The organism is Streptomyces sp. NPDC030820, from assembly GCF_055572075.1.
In genome coordinates this window covers 230,553-251,533 of record NZ_JBVIEB010000001.1, presented here as the reverse complement: position 1 = coordinate 251,533, position 20,981 = coordinate 230,553, and the positions used below count along the sequence as shown (strand labels likewise).

The following is a 20,981-nucleotide window of genomic DNA, read 5'->3' as shown; positions in this document are numbered from 1 at the left end:
CGCACGGACTGTCCCCACGGAGGACCCCCACATGCGCTCGCACCTGCTCAATGGCCTCACCACGGAGCACTACCGCAGCTCCGTGACCGAAGGAGTCGAGCGGGTGGCGGCCAAACTCGCCACCACCGAACGTCCGTTCACCGGCGTCACCGTCGACGCCCTCTCCCCCCTGATCGACGCCATCGACCTGGACCGCCCGCTCGGCGACACCGCCGCAGCCCTGGACGAGTTGGAGGGCGTCTACCTCCGCGACGCGGTCTACTTCCACCACCCCCGCTACCTCGCCCACCTCAACTGCCCGGTCGTCATCCCCGCGGTGCTCGGCGAGACCGTGCTCTCCGCCGTCAACTCCTCCCTCGACACCTGGGACCAGTCGGCCGGCGGCACCCTCATCGAGCGCAAGCTCATCGACTGGGCGGCCGCCCGGATCGGCCTCGGACCCGCCGCCGACGGTGTGTTCACCTCCGGCGGCACCCAGTCCAACCTCCAGGCGCTGCTGCTGGCGAGAGAGGAGGCCAAGACCGATTCCCTCGCGAAACTGCGGATCTTCGCCTCCGCGGTCAGCCACTTCAGCGTGCAGAAGTCCGCCAAACTCCTCGGGCTGGGCCGGGAGGCGGTCGTCCCCGTCCCCGTCGACCACGACAAGCGGCTGCAGACCGTCGCCCTCGCCCACGAGCTGGAGCGCTGCCGCCGGGACGGCCTCGTCCCCATGGCCGTCGTCGCCACCGCCGGCACCACCGACTTCGGCTCCATCGACCCGCTGCCCGAGATCGCCGAGCTGTGCGCCCAGTACGGCGTGTGGCTGCACGTCGACGCGGCCTACGGCTGCGGGCTGCTCGCCTCCCTCAAGCACAGGGACCGCATCGCGGGCATCGAACGTGCCGACTCGGTCACCGTCGACTACCACAAGTCCTTCTTCCAGCCGGTGAGTTCGTCCGCCGTGCTGGTGAAAGACGCGGCGACCCTGCGCCATGCCACCTACCACGCGGAGTACCTGAACCCGCGCCGCATGGTGTCCGAGCGCATTCCCAACCAGGTCGACAAGTCCCTCCAGACCACCCGCCGCTTCGACGCCCTCAAACTGTGGATGACGCTGCGCGTGATGGGCGCCGACGGCATCGGGCAGCTCTTCGACGAGGTCTGCGACCTGGCGCGGGAGGGCTGGAAGCTGCTGGCCGCCGACCCCCGCTTCGACGTCGTCGTCGAGCCCGCCCTGTCCACCCTGGTCTTCCGCTACATCCCGGCGGCCGTCACCGACCCGGCCGAGATCGACCGCGCCAACCTCTACGCCCGCAGGGCCCTGTTCGCCTCCGGTGACGCCGTGGTCGCGGGCACCAAGGTCGGCGGCCGCCACTACCTGAAGTTCACCCTGCTCAACCCCGAGACGACCACGGCCGACATCGCCGCCGTCCTCGACCTGATCGCCGGCCACGCCGAGCAGTACCTGGGAGAGTCCCTTGACCGCGCGTCCTGAAGCCCTGGAAAACACCTACGACTTCGTGGGCATCGGGCTCGGCCCCTTCAACCTCGGTCTCGCCTGCCTCACCGAGCCCATCGCCGGCCTGAACGGGGTCTTCCTGGACTCCAAGCCCGACTTCGAGTGGCACAGCGGGATGTTCCTGGACGGCGCCCACCTCCAGACCCCGTTCATGTCGGACCTGGTGACCCTCGCCGACCCGACCTCGCCGTACTCCTTCCTCAACTACCTGAAGGAGAAGGGCAGACTGTACTCGTTCTACATCCGCGAGAACTTCTATCCGCTGCGGATCGAGTACGACGACTACTGCCGCTGGGCGGCGGGCAAACTCAGCAGCGTCCGCTTCGGCACCACGGTCACCGAGGTGACGTACGAGGACGAGCTGTACGTCGTCCGCACGCAGGCCGGTGAAACCTTCCGCGCCCGGCATCTGGTCCTGGGCACGGGCACGACCCCCTATGTCCCGCAGGCCTGCCGGGAGCTGGCCGGCGACTTCCTGCACACCTCCCAGTACCTGCACCGCAAGGCGGAGCTGCAGGCGAAGAAGTCCATCACGATCGTCGGCAGCGGCCAGAGCGCGGCCGAGATCTACCACGAGCTGCTCGCCGAGATCGACGTCCACGGCTACCAGCTCAACTGGGTCACCCGATCCCCGCGGTTCTTCCCACTGGAGTACACCAAGCTGACCCTGGAGATGACCTCCCCGGACTACATCGACTACTTCCGGGCGCTGCCCGAGGAGACCCGCTACCGGCTGGAGAAGCAGCAGAAGGGCCTGTTCAAGGGCATCAACTCGGATCTGATCGACTCGATCTTCGATCTGCTCTACCAGAAGAACGTCGAGAGCGGCGACCGCCCGGTCCCCACCCGCCTCCTCACCAACTCCAGCCTCACTCAAGCCGGTTATCAGGACGGCAGCTACACCCTCGGCTTCCACCAGGACGAGCAGGACAAGGACTTCGAGATCCGCACCGAGGGCCTGCTGCTGGCCACCGGCTACCACTACGAGCCCCCGGCCTTCCTCGCCCCGATCCGCGACCGCCTGCGCTTCGACCGCCACGGCCGCTTCGACGTCGCCCGCAACTACTCCATCGACACCACCGGCCGCCGCGTCTTCCTGCAGAACGCCGGCGTCCACACCCACAGCATCACCAGCCCCGACCTGGGCATGGGCGCGTACCGCAACTCGTACATCGTCCGCGAGCTGCTCGGCACCGAGTACTACCCGGTCGAGAAGACGATCGCCTTCCAGGAGTTCGCCGCATGACCTTCACTTTCCGCACCGTCGACCCCTTGAAGGACGGCGAACTCCTGCACTCCTGGGTCACCCACCCCAAGGCCTCCTTCTGGATGATGCAGGACGCGAATCTTGAGGACGTCGAGCGGGCCTACATGGAGATCGCGGCGGACGAGCACCATCACGCGCTGCTCGGGCTGCGCGCCGGGGAGCCGGTGTTCCTGATGGAGAAGTACGACCCCGCGCACCGGGAGCTGGTCGGCCTGTACGAGGCACGGCCCGGTGACATCGGCATGCACTTCCTCACCCCGGCGACCGACACACCCGTCCACGGCTTCACCAGGTCCGTCATCACGGCGGTGCTGGCCCACCTCTTCGAGGACCCCGCGGTGCAGCGGGTCGTGGTCGAACCGGACGTGGACAACAAGGCCGTGCACGCCCTGAACGAGGCCGTCGGCTTCGTGCCCGAGCGGCAGATCCAGAAGCCGGAGAAGAAGGCCCTGCTGAGCTTCTGCACACGCGAGCGGTTCGCCGCCGCGACGGGGGTGGCCGCATGAGCCTAGCCGACGCCGTGGCCCACCTCTCCCCCGAGCGCTGGGCGACCGCCAACCGCCTGCTCATACGCAAGGCACTCGCGGAGTTCGCGCACGAGCGCCTGATCACACCGGAGGCCCTGGGCGGCGGACGGTACGTCGTCCGCAGCGACGACGGCCTGACCCGCTACCGCTTCACCGCCACCCGCCGTGCCCTCGACCACTGGCAGATCGACGCCGACTCGATCACCCGCCACCGCGACGGCGCCGCACTCCCGCTCGCCGCCCTGGACTTCTTCGTCGAGCTGAAGGAGTCCCTCGGCCTGAGCGACGAGATCCTGCCGGTCTACCTGGAGGAGATCTCCTCCACCCTGTCCGGCACCTGCTACAAGCTCACCAAGCCCCGCATCACCTCCGCCGAGCTGGCGGGCAGCGGATTCCAGGCGATCGAGACCGGGATGACCGAGGGCCACCCCTGCTTCGTCGCGAACAACGGGCGGCTCGGGTTCGGCATCCACGAGTACCTGTCGTACGCCCCGGAGACCGCGCGCCCCGTCCGGCTGGTGTGGCTGGCCGCGCACCGCTCACGGGCCGCGTTCACGGCGGGTGCCGGGGTCGAGTACGAGTCCTTCCTGCGCGAGGAACTGGGCGAGCACACGCTGACCCGTTTCCGCGCCACGCTCACCGAGCAGGGCCTGGACCCCGCCGACTACCTCCTCATCCCGGTCCACCCCTGGCAGTGGTGGAACAAGCTCTCCGTCACCTTCGCCGCCGAGGTGGCCCGCCGGCACCTGGTCTGCCTCGGCGAGGGCGACGACGAGTACCTGGCCCAGCAATCCATCCGGACCTTCTTCAACACCTCCCACCCGGAGAAGCACTATGTGAAGACGGCCCTGTCCGTCCTCAACATGGGGTTCATGCGCGGGCTGTCGGCCGCCTACATGGAGGCGACCCCGGCGATCAACGACTGGATGGCCCAGCTGATCGAGAACGACCCCGTGCTGAAGTCGACCGGCCTCACGATCATCCGGGAGCGGGCGGCCGTCGGCTACCGGCACCTGGAGTACGAGCGGGCCACCGACCGCCACTCGCCGTACCGCAAGATGCTGGCCGCGCTGTGGCGGGAGAGCCCGGTGCCCTCGCTGCAGGACGGCGAGTCGCTCGCGACCATGGCCTCCCTGCTGCACGTGGACCACACCGGCGCCTCCTTCGCCGGCGCGCTGATCGAACGCTCGGGGCTCACGCCGAAGCAGTGGCTGCGGCGCTACCTGCGGGCGTACTACACCCCGCTCCTGCACAGCTTCTACGCCTACGACCTGGTGTTCATGCCGCACGGCGAGAACGTGATCCTCGTGCTGAAGGACGGCGTGGTGCAGCGGGCGGTCTACAAGGACATCGCCGAGGAGATCGTGGTGATGGACCCGGACGCGGTCCTGCCACCGGAGGTCGCACGCATCCGCGTCGACGTGCCCGAGGACAAGAAGCTCCTGTCGATCTTCACGGACGTCTTCGACTGCTTCTTCCGCTTCCTCGCCGCGCAGCTCGCCGCCGACGGGGTCCTGGCGGAGGACGCCTTCTGGCGCACGGTCGCGGAGGTCACCCGCGAGTACCAGGACGCGAAGCCGGAACTCACCGGCAGGTTCCGGCAGTACGACATCTTCGCCCCGGAGTTCGCCCTGTCCTGCCTGAACCGGCTCCAGCTGCGCAACAACAGGCACATGGTGGACCTCACCGATCCCTCCGGCGCGCTCCAGCTGGTGGGCACCCTGAAGAACCCCATGGCGGCCCTCTAAAATCCCAGATGTCCGACTTACCCTCTTTTGCCGCATAGTCTCGCCATATCCCTATTTAAGGCATTGAGTTGTTTTACCTTGGACACGTGACTCAGTTCACTTACGAAGCTTCCTAGGACTTTGAGCGGTCCTTAACTTCCGGATTTCCAAAGGCCCGACCGCGTCCGGCACCGGCGGTCAACTAGCCCGGTTAGTAAAGAGGGCAATTGCCGATTTATTCCCGGCCGCTTAAGAATGTTCACGCCGCAGCGCACCGCTAAACGAAATGCAGTGCTGTTTGCCGAAGAGAACCGGCAACTGCGGGTGATCCAATTCCCGGAAAAGGACCGCTCCATGCCCCGTCATGCCCGCAAGCCCTCGTCCCGGGCCCGCCGATTCCTCGCCGGCGGCGCCGTCACCGTCGGCACGTTCGCCCTGGTCTGCACGGCCACGGGCGCCGCTCAGGCCGCCACCGCCGCGCCCACCGGCAAGACCGCCTACACCGTCCAGGCCGGCGACCACCTGGCCTCGATCGCCCGGTCCCTCCATGTGCCGGGCGGCTGGCAGGCCATCGCTTCGGCCAACCACCTCGCCAGCCCCTACACCATCCGGACGGGGCAGGTCCTCACCCTGCCGACCGGGTCGGCCGCCGCCAAGCCCGCCGCCAAGCCCGCCGCCAAGCCCGCCGCGTCCAAGCCGGCGGCGTCCAGCACTGCGTCCTCCACGGGCCAGACCTACACCAACAACCTGGACGGCTGGATCAAGCATTCCCTGGCGATCATGGCCAAGAACCACATTCCGGGGACCTACAACGGCATCCACCGCAACATCATGCGCGAGTCCTCCGGCAACCCGAAGGCCATCAACCTCTGGGACTCCAACGCCGTCAAGGGCACCCCGTCCAAGGGCCTGCTCCAGGTGATCCAGCCGACGTTCGACGCCTACCACGTGCCGGGCACCTCGACGGACATCTACGACCCGGTCGCCAACATCACGGCCGCCTGCAACTACGCGTACCACCGCTACGGCTCGATCGACAACGTCAACAGCGCCTACTGACAGCGAAATTCCCGACGGCCCGAATGTAATTCGGGTGGCAGCCACACATGCCTCCGAATTGCACTGGCAAAGATCAGGGATCTAGGACGGGCACCCCGGAGTACGGTTCTCCGGGGTGCCCGTCGTTGTGGCTTCAGCGGTGGATCAGCTCTGCGGCCAGGGGACCTGCGGTGAGTGGTAGTAGCTCATGCCGAGGGCGTCCCAGCGGGGGGCCTGGGCGGCCAGGCGGAGTTTGTAGGCGTTCCAGTCGTGGGTGGCCGCCGGGGACCAGGCCAGTTCGGCCGCGCCCGGGAGGCGGGGGAACGCCATGTACTCGATGTCGGCCGACGTCTCCAGGGTCTCCGACCACAGAGGGGCCTCCACGCCCTGGATGGCCGAAGCCGGGGCGCCGGTGAGGTAGTTGCCGGGGTTCCAGTCGTACGACCTCTGGACCTCGACGTAACCGGCCCACTTCGTGCCCAGCCTGGTGCTGCTGGTGTACTTCATGTCGAGGTAGAGACGGTCCGCCGGGGACAGGATCAGGCCGGTGCCGTTCTGGGCGGCCTCGGCGACCTGGGCCTTCTCGGTCGCGCTGGTGCTGTCCAGGCCCCAGTACTGGGCGAGGGCGCCCTTGGCCGGGTGGGCGCCGGTGAGCTGGTGCCAGCCGATCACGGTCTTGCCGTACTCGGCGACGATCGGCTGCACCCGGTCCATGAACTTCACGTAGTCGCTGTGGCTGGTGGAGTGCGCCTCGTCGCCTCCTATGTGGAGGTAGCGGCCGGGGGTGAGGGCCGCCAGCTCCCTGATCACGTCGTCCGCGAAGGTGTACGTGATCTCCTTCGGCACGCACAGCGAGCTGAAGCCGACCTGCGTGCCGGTGTACAGCGGGGGTGCCACACCGTTGCAGTTGAGCTCGGCGTAGGAGGCGAGGGCCGCGTTGGTGTGGCCGGGCATGTCGATCTCGGGGACGACCTCCAGATAGCGGGAGGCGGCGTAGGAGACGATGTCGCGGTACTCGGCCTTGGTGTAGTACCCGCCCTTGCCGCCGCCGACCTCGGTGGAGCCGCCGTAGGTGGCGAGGCGCGGCCAGGAGTCGATGGCGATGCGCCAGCCCTGGTCGTCGCTGAGGTGCAGATGCAGCTCATTGAGCTTGTACATGGCCAACTGGTCGATGTACCGCTTGACCTGCGCGACGGTGAAGAAGTGCCGGGAGACGTCCAGCATGGCGCCCCGGTAGGAGTAGCGGGGGCGGTCCTCGATGGTGCCGCCGGCGATCTGCCAGGGGCCGGGCTGGGCGGTCTTCTTCTCGACGGACGCCGGGAGCAGCTGGCGGAGGGTCTGGACGCCGTGGAAGAGGCCGGCGGGGGCGCTCGCGGTGATGGTGACGCCGGCCGGGTCACTGTGCAGCCGGTAGCCCTCGGGGCCGAAGTCGCTCTGGGTGAGGTGGAGCTGGATGCCTCCGCCGCCCTGGCCGGCGGTGATCGGGAGTCGGTAGCCGGTGGAGGGCCGCAGGATGCCGGTGAGGTAGGCGCCGATGCCGCGGACCTCGGCGGAGTCGTCGACATGGACGCCGGTCGCCCAGGTGATGCGGTACGGGGCCCCGCCGGGCTTGACCGAGGCGGGCGCGGGGACGACCCGGTCCAGCGGTGTCGGGGCGGCGGCCTGCGCCTCGGGGGCCGCGCCGAGGGTGAAGACCCCGGCCGCCGCCAGAAGCAGCAGTGATCCGAGGATGCGAGGTGTTCGGGGAGTCGTGCTGTGGTTCCGTCTCACATGCGCTCCCTTCAGATGTGGTCGAGACCACTCTCCCGCAGATCCGGTGAAACAATCCCTCCATGGCGGAAATCATCCAGAAGGACGGCACCTGGGCCTTCGACGGCGATGCCCTGCGGCTCACCCCGGGGCGGGACAAGAACGTGAGCCTGTTCCGCCGGGAGCTGGGCGAACTCGTCGTCCCGCTGGGGGCGTTGGCCGGTGTCTCCTTCGAGCAGGGGCGGAAGTCGGGGCGGCTGAGGCTGCGGCTGCGCGACGGCGCCGATCCGCTGACGCAGGCCACCGGCGGCCGGCTCGCCGAGCCGAACGACCCCTACCAGCTGACGGTGGAGTCCGACCGGTACGGCGTCGCCGAGTACTTCGCGGACGAGGTGCGCAACGCCCTGCTGCTGGACGGGGTTTCACCGGATCCGGTCGACGGGTACCTGCTGCCGGGGCCGCCGCTGCCGGTGTCCGCGTCCGCCGGGGACGGCACGGCGAGCTTCGACGGGGAGCGGGTGCGGCTGGAGTGGAACTGGAAGACGGAGGACGCCAAGTCCTCCGGCGGCCCCCGCACGATCCCCCTCGCGGACGTCACCGGCGTGGAGTGGCAGCCGGCGGCCGGTCTGGAGAACGGCCATCTGCGTTTCGTGGTGCGCGGCGCGCCGGTGGCGGCTCCGCCCAAGTACGACCCGAACGCGGTCGAGCTGTGGGGGTTCAAGAAGGATCCGCTGATGGCGCTGGTGGCCGCCGCCGTACAGGCGCGGCTGCCGCATCCCGCGGCTCCCGCCGAGGAGGACGCCATACGCCCAGAGCCGGTGCCGCTCGCCAAGGAGCCGGCCGCCGAGAACGACCACGACGCCCTGCTGCGGCGCCTGCGCGAGCTGGGTGAGCTGCGCCGTGACGGGGTGCTGACCGACGAGGAGTTCGCCCTGGCCAAGCAGGCGGTCCTCAGGCGCATGTGAGAGCGCGTGTGAGGACCGCCCGCGGCCCGGCTCGGGGAGTTACTTGGCCGTGCGGGACACCGTGAAGTGGTCGATGCGGTCGCCGGTCTCGGCGATGCCCGACACCCTCAGGGTGGTCTGGCGGCCCTTCGGCGCGGGGCAGACGTCCACGCGCAGGAAGGAGTAGTTCAGGTAGCGGACCCGGGACCAGGTGACGGTCTCGTTGACCTTGCCGTCCTTGGTGTTGATGAAGGACGCGACCGAGTCGACCTCGTGCTCGTGGCCCTCGTAGGAGTCCGGGGCGCTGAACGCGTACAGGCTGCGGCCCGCCGCGCCCGCGGTGACGTAGACCACACCCTCGGTCTCGGGGTAGGCGGTGCCGCCGATCGGGAGCTTCTTGGTGACCTGGCCGCCCTTGATGACGTCGGTGCGCTCGTACTGGTGGTTGTGGCCGTTGATGACCAGGTCCACCTGGTACTTCTCGAACAGCGGCACCCACTCCTGGCGCACGCCCCCCTCCGAGGCGTGCGCCGTGGACGTGCAGTACGCGCAGTGGTGGAAGAACACGACGATGAAGTCGACGTCGTCCGACGACCGGTACTTCTTCAGCTGCGCCTCGAACCACGTGGTCTGGGTTCCGCCGGAGATGCCCAGGTTCGCCGGGATCTCGAAGGAGACGTCGTTGGGGTCCAGCGAGATGACCGCGGTGTTGCCGTGGACGAAGGAGTAGACGCCGGGCAGGTTCTTCGCGTCCGGGCCGTTGTCCGGGAGGGTCCAGCGGGCCTCCTCGCCGCCGTAGCCGTTGGGCGAGTACCAGGCCTCCATGTCGTGGTTGCCGTAAGAGACCATCCACGGGACCTGCTTGGCGACCGACTCGGTCTGGTACAGGAACTGGTCCCAGGTGCGCGAGTCGAAGCCCGTGTCGGTGGCCTTGCCCTGGCCGGCCGGGTCGCCGTACGCGATGTCGCCGGCGTGCAGGTGGAAGGCCGGGTTCTGGCCGAGGATCAGGCTGTCGTTGGCCAGGGCGTGGTAGCTGACGCCCTGGTCGCCGAACGCGGTGAAGGTGAACGGCGCCTTGTGGGCGGGGGCGGTGGTGAAGGTGCCCAGGGTGCCCGCGAGGTGCGGCTCGGCCGGGTCGAAGCCGTCGTGACCGACGCCGTAGTAGTAGGTCCTGCCGGGGCGCAGGTTGGTGAGCTTGGCGTGCAGGTAGTACTGCGTGTGGTCGCCGCTCGCGCCGACGCCGGCCGGGGTGTAGAGGCTGCGGACCTCGGCCTCGATCTTCCGGGAGAGGTCCCAGGGCTGCGCGCCGATGCGGATGAACGGCTTCTTCACGGCGACGGGGACCTGCCAGGAGACCGTCATCTCCGTGCGCGGGTCGTTGCCGTAGGCGAGGTGGCGGCCGAAGGGGGCGACGAGGGCGCCGTCGACCGTCTCGGTGGCGGGGGCGGTGGCCTGCGTGGGCACGGCGGCCTGGGCGGTGGCGCCCGGCACGAACGCGCCACCGGCGACGGCGCCGAGCGTGACGGCGCCGCCTCTGATCATGGTGCGCCGGGAGAATCTGGCGCGCAGGTACTCGTGCTGCTCGGCCATGCTCATGCGCTCGGCCAGCTTGTCGGGTACTCCCATACGAGGAATGTCCATGGCGTCCGAAACTCGTGGGTCCGGGCAACGAGACGCAAGACACAGAGTGGCCAGCCTGCGAACAGAGATCCAACAGCCCCGCACCGGAACCTCTGCCCGAAATCGGGCACGTTTCTTGCGAAACCGGCGGCGGTACTCCAGGATCTACGGGTGCACGACGAACTTGTTGATCATCTGACGCGGTCCACGCCGCTGAGCCGGGGCGAGGCGCTGCGGGTGATCCAGGACGTGCTCGCCTTTTTCGACGAGACGACCCAGGATTTCGTCCGTCGCCGCCACCGCGAGCTGCAGGCCCAGGGCCTGGTGAACGCGGAGATCTTCGAACGGATCGAGGCGGATCTGAAATACCGGGCGGTGGCGCCGCCGGAGCTGACGCTCAGGCAGCTGCGCCGCATCGTCTACGGCTGAGAACCGGCCGGGGACCACGGGCCAAGGGATACGGGATACCTATATATGTGCGGAATTGTCGGATACATCGGGAAGCGTGATGTCGCCCCCCTCCTCCTGGAGGGCCTGCAGCGGCTGGAGTACCGCGGCTACGACTCCGCGGGGCTGGTCGTCACCTCCCCGAAGGCGCCCGGCCTGAAGATGGTCAAGGCCAAGGGCCGGGTGCGCGACCTGGAGGCCAGGGTCCCGGCGCGCTTCAAGGGCACCACCGGCATCGCCCACACCCGCTGGGCCACCCACGGCGCCCCCTCCGACATCAACGCCCACCCGCACATGTCGGCCGACAACAAGGTCGCCGTCGTGCACAACGGCATCATCGACAACGCCGCCGACCTGCGCCGCAAGCTGGAGGCGGACGGCGTCGAGTTCCTCTCCGAGACCGACACCGAGGTCCTCACCCACCTCATCGCCCGCTCCACCGCCGAGAAGCTGGAGGACAAGGTCCGCCAGGCGGTCCGGGTGATCGAGGGCACCTACGGCATCGCCGTGCTGCACGCCGACTTCCCCGACCGGATCGTGGTGGCCCGCAACGGCTCCCCGGTCGTCCTCGGCATCGGCGAGAAGGAGATGTTCGTCGCCTCCGACATCGCCGCGCTGGTGATGCACACCCGCCAGATAGTGACCCTCGACGACGGCGAGATGGCCACCCTCAAGGCCGACGACTTCCGCACCTACACCACCGAGGGCACGCGCACCACCGCCGAGCCCACCACGGTGGAGTGGGAGGCCGAGTCGTACGACATGGGCGGCCACGACACCTACATGCACAAGGAGATCTTCGAGCAGCCCGACGCCGTGGACCGCGTGCTGCGCGGCCGCATCGACGACCGCTTCTCCACCGTGCACCTCGGCGGCCTCAACCTGGACGCCCGAGAGGCCCGGCAGATCCGCCGCGTGAAGATCCTCGGCTGCGGCACCTCGTACCACGCGGGCATGATCGGCGCCCAGATGATCGAGGAGCTGGCCCGTATCCCCGCCGACGCCGAGCCGGCCTCCGAGTTCCGCTACCGCAACGCGGTCGTGGACCCCGACACCCTCTACGTGGCCGTCTCCCAGTCCGGTGAGACGTACGACGTCCTGGCCGCCGTCCAGGAGCTGAAGCGCAAGGGCGCCCGGGTCTTCGGCATCGTCAACGTGGTCGGCTCGGCGATCGCCCGCGAGGCGGACGCCGGCATCTACGTGCACGCCGGCCCCGAGGTCTGCGTGGTGTCGACCAAGTGCTTCACCAACATGACGGTCGCCTTCGCGCTGCTCGCCCTGCACCTGGGCCGCACCCGTGACCTCTCGGTCCGCGACGGCAAGCGGATCATCGAGGGCCTGCGCAAGCTGCCCGAGCAGATCACCGAGATCCTCAAGCAGGAGGAGAGGATCAAGGAGCTGGCCGAGCAGTACGCCGACGCCCGCTCGATGCTCTTCATCGGCCGCGTGCGGGGCTACCCGGTGGCCCGCGAGGCCTCCCTGAAGCTCAAGGAGGTCTCCTACATCCACGCCGAGGCCTATCCCGCCTCCGAGCTGAAGCACGGCCCGCTGGCCCTGATCGAGCCGGCCCTGCCCACGGTCGCGATCGTCCCCGACGACGACCTGCTGGAGAAGAACCGCGCGGCCCTGGAGGAGATCAAGGCCCGCAGCGGCAAGATCCTCGCGGTGGCCCACCAGCACCAGGAGAAGGCCGACCAGACGATCGTCGTCCCGAAGAACGAGGACGAACTGGACCCCATCCTGATGGGCATCCCGCTCCAGCTCCTGGCGTACCACACGGCAAAGGCCCTGGGCAGGGACATCGACAAGCCGAGGAACCTCGCGAAGTCGGTGACGGTGGAGTAGGAAACTCACACGACCACCGAAGCGACAATTGAGCAACCCCCGCGGCGAGCAACCACGTCCGCGAGAGCGGCGCCGGTTTAGGCGCAAAAAGGGGACCCCCACGTGTGCCACCAAAACACGCGGGGGTCCCTTCACGTGCCGCTGCATATCAGCCGGTGGCCGTCACCCCCCGGCCGGCGGCACGCCGAGGAAGCGCTGTCGGCCAGTGCGCCAGCGCAGCCGTCGCCGCGTACCACGCCACCGCACCGGACACCGCGGCCACCCAGCCCCCGACCTTGGTCAGAGAAGAGCTGTCGGCGAAGGCCGCGACGGCCAGCACCAGCATCGCCAGGAACAGCAGCCCGTGCATGACCTGTCCGAGGCTGTCCCCGCCCGCGAGGGTCAGGGTGAGCGCCACCAGGGCGAAGAGAAGCAGGAAGAGTCCGGCCGCGTTGGCCGAGCCGTGGCCGGCGACGGCCCAGGTGAACCACAGCGCACCGAGGGCCGCAAAGCCCGTACCGGAGGCGCTGTCACCGCCCCGGAAGGCCAGCAGGCCGACGAGGAACAGGGCAACTCCGCCCACATAGTGGGCGACTGAGACGGCGTCGGACGCTGCTACGCCGTGAATGACACCGGTCGTACCGAGCCCGAACGCCAACAGGGTGATTCCCAGGGCGAGTCGGCCGACCACGGTGGTGCTTCCGCTTCCCGCAGAGACTTCGTTGTCCACGGCGGGCTCCCTTCATGCAGTGCTGTTGCGCGGTGACCGGTATATGCCCTTCACAAGGGCACAAACCACCTCTACGCGCGAGTAGTTTCGCGCTGCACAAAGGGAGTTGAGAGGCTCAGGGGATGACGATCACGGGCCGCTGCGCCCGCTTGGCGAGCCGCCCGGCGACGGAGCCGAAGATGCGGCCGACGATGCCGTGCGTGGAGCCGACGACGATCGCGTCCGCCTCGTACTCACGCCCCACCTCTTCGAGTTCGTGGCAGATGTCGCCGCCCCGCTCGACCAGGATCCACGGCACCTCGGCCAGATAGTCCGCGCAGGCCAGTTCCAGGCCGAGGACCTCGGTGCGATGGTCCGGCACGTCGACGAAGACGGGCGGCTCGCAGCCGGCCCACACGGTGGTGGGCAGCCGGTTGGCGACATGGACGATGATCAGGCCCGCGTGGGAGCGGTGGGCCATGCCGATGGCGTAGGCGAGGGCGCGCTCGCTGGAGGTGGAGCCGTCGAAGCCGACCACGACTCCGTGCCGGAAGGCTGGGTCGCAGCTGGGGCGTGGCTCTTCCGCCGCCTGGGGATCGGCCGCCGTCGGGTCGGCGACCGGCCGCTTGCGGTCCGCGGGTTCGAAGAATTCGTGACCGGCCATGGCTGTCTCGGCGTTGTGATCCTTTATGGGTGGGGACGACAGTGTGCGCGGAACTGTGTCACGGAGCTGTGTCCGGGAAACATCTTCCCAACCCCATACCCCCAAGGGTACGGCGGCACGCCTCCCGAGCCCAGATCCCGCGCACGCTCCGTAAGCGGTCCCCCGACGTCCGTAGGGGTTCACCGGAGCATGCACGAGCGGCGCCCGTAACGCAATGGTTGCTGCCCCGTACAGGCGGTTTGCACAGGATCAACAGATGTACGACCGGTGACCGAGTGGTCGAACGGGCGTTGAACGGGATGAGCCACCGCCACAGGGAGTACGAGTCATGCCCGGTCGTCGATCCACCTCCGAGCCGCCGTCCGCGCCGGACACCGTGAGCGATGTGATCCGCTGGGCCGCCTTCAGCTGCGTCCTCGTCCCCGTGGTCCTGGTCGGGTACGGCACCTCGCTGGCCGGCGCGGCGGGGACCGCCCTGGGCCTGGCCGCCGTCACGGCCGCGTGCCGCTTCCTGTTGCGCCGGTCGGAGCGCTGCGCAGCGCGATGCGCCGATCAAAGAGGCGGACGTCACACCCGTCGACAGACACCGGTCGACTGACCTGTTTTCGTACCCCCGAACGCTTCTTTTCAGCCAACTTCTGAATGCCGCCGGAGAGGGGCCCCGACCACCCTCCAACCCCCGTTCGACCTGCACGGAAAGGGTCCACGGGCAGCTGCGCACCCTACGCGGTTTGGCCACTGCGACAAGGCGCACTTCCCTGCGCGCTCCGCGAGTGCAACGCTTCGTGATCGAATGCTTCACGCCAAGTTGTCATGTCGACAATCTGGGGCGTGTGGAACTGGTCACCGCCCGACCGCGGGAACCAGTAGATTCGATCTTGACTGTCTTACGGCGGGGGACTCGTGCAGGACCGAGGGGAAACGTGCAGGAGCGACACAACCGAGGAGCCGCGACCACCGAGGGGGGCTTAGCAGTATGAGCCACGACTCCACTGCCGCGCCGGAAGCCGCAGGCCGGAAACTGTCCGGGCGACGCCGCAAGGAGATCGTCGCGGTGCTGCTGTTCAGCGGCGGCCCCATCTTCGAGAGTTCCATACCGCTGTCGGTGTTCGGTATAGACCGCCAGGACGCCGGCGTGCCGCGCTACCGACTGCTGGTGTGCGCCGGCGAGGAGGGCCCGCTGCGGACCACAGGGGGCCTGGAACTCAGCGCACCGCATGGACTGGAGGCGATCTCCCGCGCCGGGACGGTCGTCGTACCGGCCTGGCGCTCGATCACCGCGCCACCGCCGGAGGAGGCGCTCGACGCGCTGCGCCGGGCGCACGAGGAAGGTGCCCGCATAGTCGGGCTGTGCACCGGCGCCTTCGTCCTCGCGGCGGCGGGCCTGCTGGACGGCCGCCCGGCGACGACCCACTGGATGTACGCGCCGACGCTGGCCAAGCGCTATCCGTCGGTGCACGTCGACCCACGAGAGCTCTTCGTGGACGACGGCGACGTCCTGACGTCGGCGGGTACGGCGGCCGGAATCGATCTCTGTCTCCACATCGTGCGGACGGACCACGGCAACGAGGCGGCCGGCGCGCTGGCCCGCCGTCTGGTGGTCCCGCCGCGCCGCAGCGGCGGTCAGGAGCGCTACCTCGATCGGTCTTTACCCGAGGAGATCGGCGCCGACCCGCTCGCCGAGGTCGTCGCCTGGGCGCTGGAACACCTCCACGAGCAGTTCGACGTGGAGACCCTGGCGGCACGCGCCTATATGAGCCGCCGCACGTTCGACCGCCGGTTCCGCTCGCTGACCGGCAGCGCGCCGCTGCAGTGGCTGATCACCCAGCGGGTGCTGCAGGCGCAGCGGCTGCTGGAGACGTCGGACTTCTCCGTGGACGAGGTGGCGGGCCGCTGCGGGTTCCGCTCCCCCGTCGCGCTGCGCGGGCACTTCCGCCGCCAGCTCGGCTCGTCCCCCGCCGCCTACCGGGCCGCCTACCGGGCCCGCAGGCCACAGGGCGAGAGGCCGGCCGACTCGGAGCCGCCGATGCCGCCGTCCGGACAGCCGGGCCCGCCCACGGGCCTCGCGGGCCCGGGACCGGTGGGCCACGCACCCGTGCTGCACCCCGACCGGGACAGCGGGGTACCGATGCAGAGCCGCCGCCAGACGGCGGGCGCGGTGGGGCTGCTGCCGGGGCCGAGGAGCGGTAGCTGAGAGAAGGGGGGCGAGCAGGTGCTCGCCCCCCATTCTTTGCGCGACGACGGCGCTGCGGCCGGGCGACGGCCCTTTCCGCAGAGCACAGGGGCCCCCAAAAGCTCAGGTCCGCTTTAGGGTGGTCGCATGAACGATCGCATGGTGTGGATCGACTGCGAGATGACCGGCCTCTCGCTGTCCGACGACGCTCTCATCGAGGTGGCCGCCCTCGTCACCGACTCCGAGCTGAACGTACTCGGCGAGGGGGTGGACATCGTCATCCGCCCGCCGGACCAGGCGCTGGAGACGATGCCGGAGGTGGTGCGTCAGATGCACACCGCGTCCGGGCTGCTCGCCGAGCTCCCGAACGGCACGACCCTCCAGGACGCCGAGGAGCGGGTCCTCGCCTATGTGAAGGAGTACGTGAAGGAGCCCGGCAAGGCCCCGCTGTGCGGCAACTCCGTCGGCACCGACCGCGGCTTCCTGCTCCGGGACATGCCGACCCTGGAGGACTACCTCCACTACCGGATCGTCGACGTGTCCTCCATCAAGGAGCTGGCCCGCCGCTGGTATCCGAGGGCGTACTTCAACAGCCCGGAGAAGAACGGCAACCACCGGGCCCTCGCCGACATCCGCGAGTCGATCGCCGAGCTGCGCTACTACCGCGAGGCCGTCTTCGTCCCGCAGCCCGGCCCGGACTCCGACACCGCGAAGGCGATCGCCGCCAAGCACGTCCTGCCCGCGCAGTAGTCCCCCCGGGGGACGGCTCGAGGAGCGCCGCGCGAAAACGTGTGCGCGAGCACCCCTTCGGACCCTGTAGACTTCTTCTCGGCCGGTCGGGGAAACGACAAGTTCCACCACCGGTCGTGGTGGGTGTAGCTCAGCTGGTAGAGCACCTGGTTGTGGTCCAGGATGTCGCGGGTTCGAGTCCCGTCACTCACCCTCACCGATCAGCCGGTGGCTCCCTCGGAGTCACCGGCTGTTTCGTGTGCGGGCCGTCACCTCTTTCGCAGCCGCCCGATGTCCGACACCGGTCCCAGATGATCGAGCTTGTCGGGGTTGGAGACGGCGCGGATCGCCCGGATCCTGCCGTCGGCGATGTCGAGTTCGATCACGCCGGCCACGCGGCCTTCGGCGTCGTGGATCACGCCACCCGGGCGGCCGTTGACCCGGGCCGTCTCGAGGAAGGCACCGAGCTTCCCGACCCGGCGCAGGCCGCCGACCAGCAACTGGGCGATGGGGCGCGCCTCGGTGAGCGACTTCGCGAGCGCCCGCGCCTTGCCGCCGCCGTCGCCCTGGAAGACCACGTCGGGGGCGAGCATGTCGAGCAGCGCGTCCATGTCGCCGCCCTCGGCGGCCGCGAAGAACCTACGGGCCAGCTCTTCGCCCTCCGCCCGCCGCAGCGGGGCCGACGGCGTCTCGACCGGCTGCCCGCCGGGGCCGATGCGCTTTCTGGCGCGGGCGAAGATCTGCCGGCAGTTCGCCTCGGACTTGCCGGTCAGCCTCGCCACCTCCGGGTAGCCGTACCCGAAGACCTCGCGCAGCACGAACACCGCCCGCTCCACCGGGGAGAGGGCCTCCAGCAGCACGAGGAAGGCCATCGACAGCGAGTCGGACAGTTCGGCGTGCTCGGCCGGTCCGGGCCGGTCGGCGGACACGACGACCGGCTCGGGCAGCCAGTCGCCGACATAGGTCTCCCGCCGTACGCGCGCCGAGCTCAGGTAGTTGATGCCCAGCCGCGTCACCGAGGTGGTCAGGTACGCCTTCAGGTTCCCGACCGTGGTCCCGGCCTGGCGCGCCCGGGTCAGGCCCAGGAAGGCGTCCTGCACGATGTCCTCGGCGTCGCCCACGGATCCGGTCATCCCGTAGGCGATGGAGAACAGCAGCGACCGGTATCCGTCCGCGTCCGTTCCAACCCCTGCTGCCGGCACGGATTCCCCCCTTCGAACATCCGCAAGACGTCCAGCAGCGTATCCGCTCGTGTCACAGACCGCCGGGGCGCCCTGTCTCAGAGGGCCGACAGCGAACGACGGAACAGAACGACGGGAACAAGGGGAACAGGTCATGCAAGGGGAACAGATCATGAACCTCGCACTGTGGATCGTCACCGGACTGCTCGCCGTCGCCTATCTGCTCGGCGGCGGTGGCAAGGTGGCCATGACGAAGGAGAAGATCGCCGCATTCGGGCCCAGTTCGCAGTGGGTCAACGACTTCAGCGGTGGCGGCGTGAAGGCCATCGGGGCCCTGGAGGTGCTGGCCGCGGTGGGGCTGATCCTGCCCGCCGCGCTCGACATCGCGCCGGTTGTGGTGCCGCTCGCCGCCCTCGGCCTGGTGATCCTGATGATCGGTGCGGCGATCACCCGCCTCCGGCGTCACGAGGTCCGGTTCATGCTGGTGGACGTGGTCTACATCGTCCTGGCAGCGTTCGTGGCGTGGGGCCGCTTCGGCCCCGAGTCCTTCGCCCACTGACGGAAGGAGACCGCGGTCATGGGGTTGTCGACGGCGTTCACGCGGTTGTTCGGGGTCGAGCATCCGATCGCTCTGGCACCGATGGGCGGTTCGGCCGGCGGGGCGCTGACCGCGGCGGTCTCGCGCGGCGGCGGGCTGGGCCTGCTGGGCAGCGGCAACGGCGACCGGGACTGGCTGGCCCGCGAACTGCCCGTCCTCGCCGCCGAGGGCGCCGGAAAGCCCTGGGGCGTCGGCTTCCAGACGTGGGCCACCGATGTCGCTGCCGTGGAGTGGACGCTGGAGCAGGGCCCGGCGGCGGTGATGCTGTCCTTCGGTGACCCGAGCCCGTTCGTCGAGCGCGTCCGCGACTCCGGTACGGCGCTGATCCTCCAGGTCACCGACCTGGAGGAGGCCCGCAGGGCGGTGGATCTGGGCGCCGACGTGATCGTGGCGCAGGGCACCGAGGCCGGCGGCCACGGGGCCCGGCACGGTCGGTCCACGCTGCCGTTCGTACCCGTCGTGGTGGACCTGGCGGCGCCCGTGCCGGTACTCGCGGCCGGTGGGATCGCCGACGGCCGCGGTGTGGCGGCCGCCCTGGCCCTGGGGGCGGCGGGCGCGCTGCTCGGCACCCGCTTCCAGGCCACGGCCGAGGCCCTGGTCGATCCCGCGACCGCCCGGGCCATCGTCGCGGGACGCGGCGAGGACACCGAGCGCAACCGGGTGCTGGACATCGCCCGCGGCTCGCGCTGGCCGGCCGAGTACACCGCCCGCACGCTCCCGCATCCCTTCCTCGACCGCTGGCGCGGCCGGGAGACGGAACTCGCCGCCGACCCCGAGGCCGGGCGGTCGTACCAGGAGGCCGTCGCACGCGGTGACATCCCCGCGCTCCCGCAATGGGCCGGCGAGGGCGTGGACCTCATCACCGACCTGCCCTCGGCAGCCGACCTGGTGGCCACACTGGCGGCACAGGCCGATGACGCGTTGAAACGGGCCGGCGGGGAGTGACTCGTACGAGAACCACGACGACGAACTACGACGACGCCCGCGCCACCAGCTCCGTCGGCAGCACCGCATGCCGCCGCTCCAGCCCCCGGGACGCGGGCGGGCGGCGGTCGGCGATCTCCGTGAGGAGGAGGTCGATCATGGCGCGGCCCATCTCCTCGATGGGCTGGCGGACGCTGGTCAGCGGCGGGTCCATGTGGCGGGCGATGGCTGAGTCGTCGTAGCCGACCAACGCCACGTCGTCCGGGATACGGCGGCCCGCCTCGCGCAGCACCTGCCGGGCGCCGGCCGCCATCACGTCCGAGCCGGCGAACACCGCGTCCAGATCCGGGCACCGGTCCAGCAGTACCGACATGGCCCGGCGGCCGCCCTCCTCGGTGAAGTCCCCCCGTTCGACCAGGAGTTCGTCCGCCTTCCGGCCCGCGTCGCGCAGGGCCTCGCGGTAGCCGTCGACGCGGCGCTGGGCGCCGTAGACGTCGAGGCGGCCGGTGATGTGCGCGATGCGGGTACGGCCGCGGGAGAGCAGGTGCTCCACGGCCGAGCGGGCGCCGCCGTAGTTGTCCGAGTCCACCGAGGTGAGCGTCTCGCCGGCCGAGCGGGGGCCGCTGATCACGGCCGGGATCTCCAGCTGGGCCAGCAGGTCGGGGAGCGGGTCGTCGGCGTGCACCGAGACCAGCAGGACGCCGTCCACCCGGTGGGCCGCCAGGTACTGCGCGAGCCGTTGGCGCTCCCGGTCGCTGCCCGCGAAGATCAGCAGCAACTGCATCTCGGTGTCGGAGAGTTCGGAGCCGACCCCGCGGAGCATGTCGGAGAAGTAGGGTTCCGCGAAGAAGCGGGTCTCCGGCTCCGGGACGACCAGCGCGATGGCGTCGGTGCGGTTGGCGGCGAGGGCGCGGGCGGCGGTGTTGGGGACATAGCCGAGCTCGGCGACCGCCGCCTCGACCGCGGCCCGGGTGGCGTCGCTGACCCGGGGCGAGCCGTTGATCACCCGCGAGACCGTGCCCCGGCCGACCCCGGCCCGGGCGGCGACCTCCTCGAGCGTGGGCCGGCCCCCGCTTCGGCCCCGCGCTCCGTGGCTTGCCATGGGCTCCGCCTTTCTCGCCGCGAAAGTTTTAGCTGGCCTGGAATCTAACAGTCCCGTTCGCTGCAATTGCCGTCACAGGGGCTGCCGCCCCCGGACCCCCGCTCATCGGCCTTCGGCCTCGTCGTCAAACTCCGGACGGGCTGCTTGTACTTAACGTGCTGATAACTGAACGCGGCTCCCGTTGTCCGTTCCCTTGACACCCCGCCGCCAACCCGCGACCCTTCAACACATCACTCATGGGAGCGCTCCCACACTACCTG

At 69.6% G+C, this 20,981-nt stretch carries 19 protein-coding genes and 1 tRNA gene; 14 read left to right on the top strand and 6 right to left on the bottom strand.

Annotated elements, in window-relative coordinates; genetic code table 11:
• The first annotated feature begins 31 nt into the window (after positions 1-31).
• From desA to ACZ418_RS01150, 5 genes are all read left to right on the top strand, one after another.
• Positions 32-1,474, top strand: a complete 1,443-nt coding sequence (gene desA, locus ACZ418_RS01170; RefSeq protein WP_468355032.1) for a lysine decarboxylase DesA — start codon at positions 32-34, stop codon at positions 1,472-1,474.
• On the top strand, positions 1,458-2,744 hold the full coding sequence (locus ACZ418_RS01165; RefSeq protein ID WP_468355029.1) for a lysine N(6)-hydroxylase/L-ornithine N(5)-oxygenase family protein: 1,287 nt from the start codon (positions 1,458-1,460) through the stop codon (positions 2,742-2,744). The genes desA and ACZ418_RS01165 overlap by 17 nt, the downstream gene beginning before the upstream one ends.
• Entirely contained in the window at positions 2,741-3,271 is a 531-nt protein-coding gene (locus tag ACZ418_RS01160; RefSeq protein WP_468355026.1) for a GNAT family N-acetyltransferase, read from the top strand. The genes ACZ418_RS01165 and ACZ418_RS01160 overlap by 4 nt, the downstream gene beginning before the upstream one ends.
• On the top strand, positions 3,268-5,040 hold the full coding sequence (locus ACZ418_RS01155) for an IucA/IucC family protein (protein WP_468355023.1): 1,773 nt from the start codon (positions 3,268-3,270) through the stop codon (positions 5,038-5,040). The genes ACZ418_RS01160 and ACZ418_RS01155 overlap by 4 nt, the downstream gene beginning before the upstream one ends.
• 333 nt (positions 5,041-5,373) lie before the next feature.
• Entirely contained in the window at positions 5,374-6,078 is a 705-nt protein-coding gene (locus ACZ418_RS01150; protein ID WP_468355020.1) for a LysM peptidoglycan-binding domain-containing protein, read from the top strand.
• Positions 6,079-6,222: 144 nt separating this feature from the next.
• Here the strand turns inward: ACZ418_RS01150 and ACZ418_RS01145 are convergent, their stop codons facing one another.
• Complete coding sequence (locus ACZ418_RS01145; protein ID WP_468355017.1) at positions 6,223-7,827, bottom strand: beta-N-acetylhexosaminidase; 1,605 nt, start codon at positions 7,825-7,827, stop codon at positions 6,223-6,225.
• Positions 7,828-7,889: 62 nt separating this feature from the next.
• Here ACZ418_RS01145 and ACZ418_RS01140 point away from each other — a divergent pair, with 62 nt between their 5' ends.
• Positions 7,890-8,771 (top strand): DUF4429 domain-containing protein, encoded by an 882-nt coding sequence (locus tag ACZ418_RS01140; protein WP_468355014.1) that lies wholly within the window; start codon positions 7,890-7,892, stop codon positions 8,769-8,771.
• 39 nt (positions 8,772-8,810) lie between these two features.
• Here the strand turns inward: ACZ418_RS01140 and ACZ418_RS01135 are convergent, their stop codons facing one another.
• Positions 8,811-10,376, bottom strand: coding sequence for a purple acid phosphatase family protein (locus tag ACZ418_RS01135; RefSeq protein ID WP_468355011.1), 1,566 nt, complete (start codon positions 10,374-10,376; stop codon positions 8,811-8,813).
• 165 nt (positions 10,377-10,541) lie between these two features.
• Here ACZ418_RS01135 and ACZ418_RS01130 point away from each other — a divergent pair, with 165 nt between their 5' ends.
• Both ACZ418_RS01130 and glmS read left to right on the top strand, forming a co-directional pair.
• Positions 10,542-10,799, top strand: coding sequence for a hypothetical protein (locus ACZ418_RS01130; protein WP_351808632.1), 258 nt, complete (start codon positions 10,542-10,544; stop codon positions 10,797-10,799).
• A gap of 45 nt (positions 10,800-10,844) precedes the next feature.
• The gene (gene glmS / locus ACZ418_RS01125; protein ID WP_468355008.1) at positions 10,845-12,662 is read left to right on the top strand and encodes a glutamine--fructose-6-phosphate transaminase (isomerizing); all 1,818 of its coding nucleotides are present in this window, start codon (positions 10,845-10,847) and stop codon (positions 12,660-12,662) included.
• Positions 12,663-12,810: 148 nt separating this feature from the next.
• Here glmS and ACZ418_RS01120 read toward each other — a convergent pair whose 3' ends face one another.
• Entirely contained in the window at positions 12,811-13,371 is a 561-nt protein-coding gene (locus ACZ418_RS01120) for a GPR1/FUN34/YaaH family transporter (RefSeq protein ID WP_468355005.1), read from the bottom strand.
• 115 nt (positions 13,372-13,486) lie between these two features.
• On the bottom strand, positions 13,487-14,014 hold the full coding sequence (locus ACZ418_RS01115) for a universal stress protein (RefSeq protein ID WP_468355002.1): 528 nt from the start codon (positions 14,012-14,014) through the stop codon (positions 13,487-13,489).
• Positions 14,015-14,342: 328 nt separating this feature from the next.
• On the opposite strand from ACZ418_RS01115, the gene ACZ418_RS01110 reads away from it, so the two are divergent.
• The 4 genes from ACZ418_RS01110 to ACZ418_RS01095 all read left to right on the top strand — a co-directional run bounded on the left by ACZ418_RS01110 (position 14,343) and on the right by ACZ418_RS01095 (position 17,129).
• Positions 14,343-14,612, top strand: coding sequence for a hypothetical protein (locus ACZ418_RS01110; RefSeq protein WP_468354999.1), 270 nt, complete (start codon positions 14,343-14,345; stop codon positions 14,610-14,612).
• A gap of 378 nt (positions 14,613-14,990) precedes the next feature.
• Positions 14,991-16,208, top strand: a complete 1,218-nt coding sequence (locus ACZ418_RS01105) for a helix-turn-helix domain-containing protein (RefSeq protein WP_468354996.1) — start codon at positions 14,991-14,993, stop codon at positions 16,206-16,208.
• Between the two features lie 126 nt (positions 16,209-16,334).
• On the top strand, positions 16,335-16,937 hold the full coding sequence (orn, locus tag ACZ418_RS01100) for an oligoribonuclease (RefSeq protein ID WP_351207348.1): 603 nt from the start codon (positions 16,335-16,337) through the stop codon (positions 16,935-16,937).
• Between the two features lie 119 nt (positions 16,938-17,056).
• Positions 17,057-17,129, top strand: a tRNA-His gene (locus ACZ418_RS01095).
• Between the two features lie 56 nt (positions 17,130-17,185).
• On the opposite strand, the gene sigJ is transcribed toward ACZ418_RS01095, so the two are convergent.
• Positions 17,186-18,118, bottom strand: coding sequence for an RNA polymerase sigma factor SigJ (gene sigJ / locus ACZ418_RS01090; RefSeq protein WP_468354992.1), 933 nt, complete (start codon positions 18,116-18,118; stop codon positions 17,186-17,188).
• A 151-nt stretch (positions 18,119-18,269) separates the two neighbouring features.
• Between sigJ and ACZ418_RS01085 the strand changes: the two genes are divergently transcribed.
• Complete coding sequence (locus ACZ418_RS01085) at positions 18,270-18,656, top strand: DoxX family protein (RefSeq protein WP_468354989.1); 387 nt, start codon at positions 18,270-18,272, stop codon at positions 18,654-18,656.
• Positions 18,657-18,674: 18 nt separating this feature from the next.
• Positions 18,675-19,640: an NAD(P)H-dependent flavin oxidoreductase gene (locus tag ACZ418_RS01080; RefSeq protein WP_468354986.1), complete on the top strand. Its 966-nt coding sequence runs from the start codon at positions 18,675-18,677 to the stop codon at positions 19,638-19,640.
• 25 nt (positions 19,641-19,665) lie between these two features.
• On the opposite strand, the gene ACZ418_RS01075 is transcribed toward ACZ418_RS01080, so the two are convergent.
• The gene (locus ACZ418_RS01075) at positions 19,666-20,721 is read right to left on the bottom strand and encodes a LacI family DNA-binding transcriptional regulator (RefSeq protein WP_468354983.1); all 1,056 of its coding nucleotides are present in this window, start codon (positions 20,719-20,721) and stop codon (positions 19,666-19,668) included.
• Between the last annotated feature and the right edge of the window lie 260 nt (positions 20,722-20,981).

Coding starts and splice junctions, on each gene's coding strand:
- ACZ418_RS01150 (WP_468355020.1), top strand. CDS start 5,374: ATGCCCCGTCATGCCCGCAAGCCCTCGTCCCGGGCCCGCCGATTCCTC.
- ACZ418_RS01115 (WP_468355002.1), bottom strand. CDS start 14,014: ATGGCCGGTCACGAATTCTTCGAACCCGCGGACCGCAAGCGGCCGGTC.
- ACZ418_RS01075 (WP_468354983.1), bottom strand. CDS start 20,721: ATGGCAAGCCACGGAGCGCGGGGCCGAAGCGGGGGCCGGCCCACGCTC.
- orn (WP_351207348.1), top strand. CDS start 16,335: ATGAACGATCGCATGGTGTGGATCGACTGCGAGATGACCGGCCTCTCG.
- desA (WP_468355032.1), top strand. CDS start 32: ATGCGCTCGCACCTGCTCAATGGCCTCACCACGGAGCACTACCGCAGC.
- ACZ418_RS01085 (WP_468354989.1), top strand. CDS start 18,270: ATGAACCTCGCACTGTGGATCGTCACCGGACTGCTCGCCGTCGCCTAT.
- glmS (WP_468355008.1), top strand. CDS start 10,845: ATGTGCGGAATTGTCGGATACATCGGGAAGCGTGATGTCGCCCCCCTC.
- ACZ418_RS01110 (WP_468354999.1), top strand. CDS start 14,343: ATGCCCGGTCGTCGATCCACCTCCGAGCCGCCGTCCGCGCCGGACACC.
- ACZ418_RS01135 (WP_468355011.1), bottom strand. CDS start 10,376: ATGGGAGTACCCGACAAGCTGGCCGAGCGCATGAGCATGGCCGAGCAG.
- ACZ418_RS01140 (WP_468355014.1), top strand. CDS start 7,890: ATGGCGGAAATCATCCAGAAGGACGGCACCTGGGCCTTCGACGGCGAT.
- ACZ418_RS01160 (WP_468355026.1), top strand. CDS start 2,741: ATGACCTTCACTTTCCGCACCGTCGACCCCTTGAAGGACGGCGAACTC.
- ACZ418_RS01155 (WP_468355023.1), top strand. CDS start 3,268: ATGAGCCTAGCCGACGCCGTGGCCCACCTCTCCCCCGAGCGCTGGGCG.
- ACZ418_RS01105 (WP_468354996.1), top strand. CDS start 14,991: ATGAGCCACGACTCCACTGCCGCGCCGGAAGCCGCAGGCCGGAAACTG.
- ACZ418_RS01080 (WP_468354986.1), top strand. CDS start 18,675: ATGGGGTTGTCGACGGCGTTCACGCGGTTGTTCGGGGTCGAGCATCCG.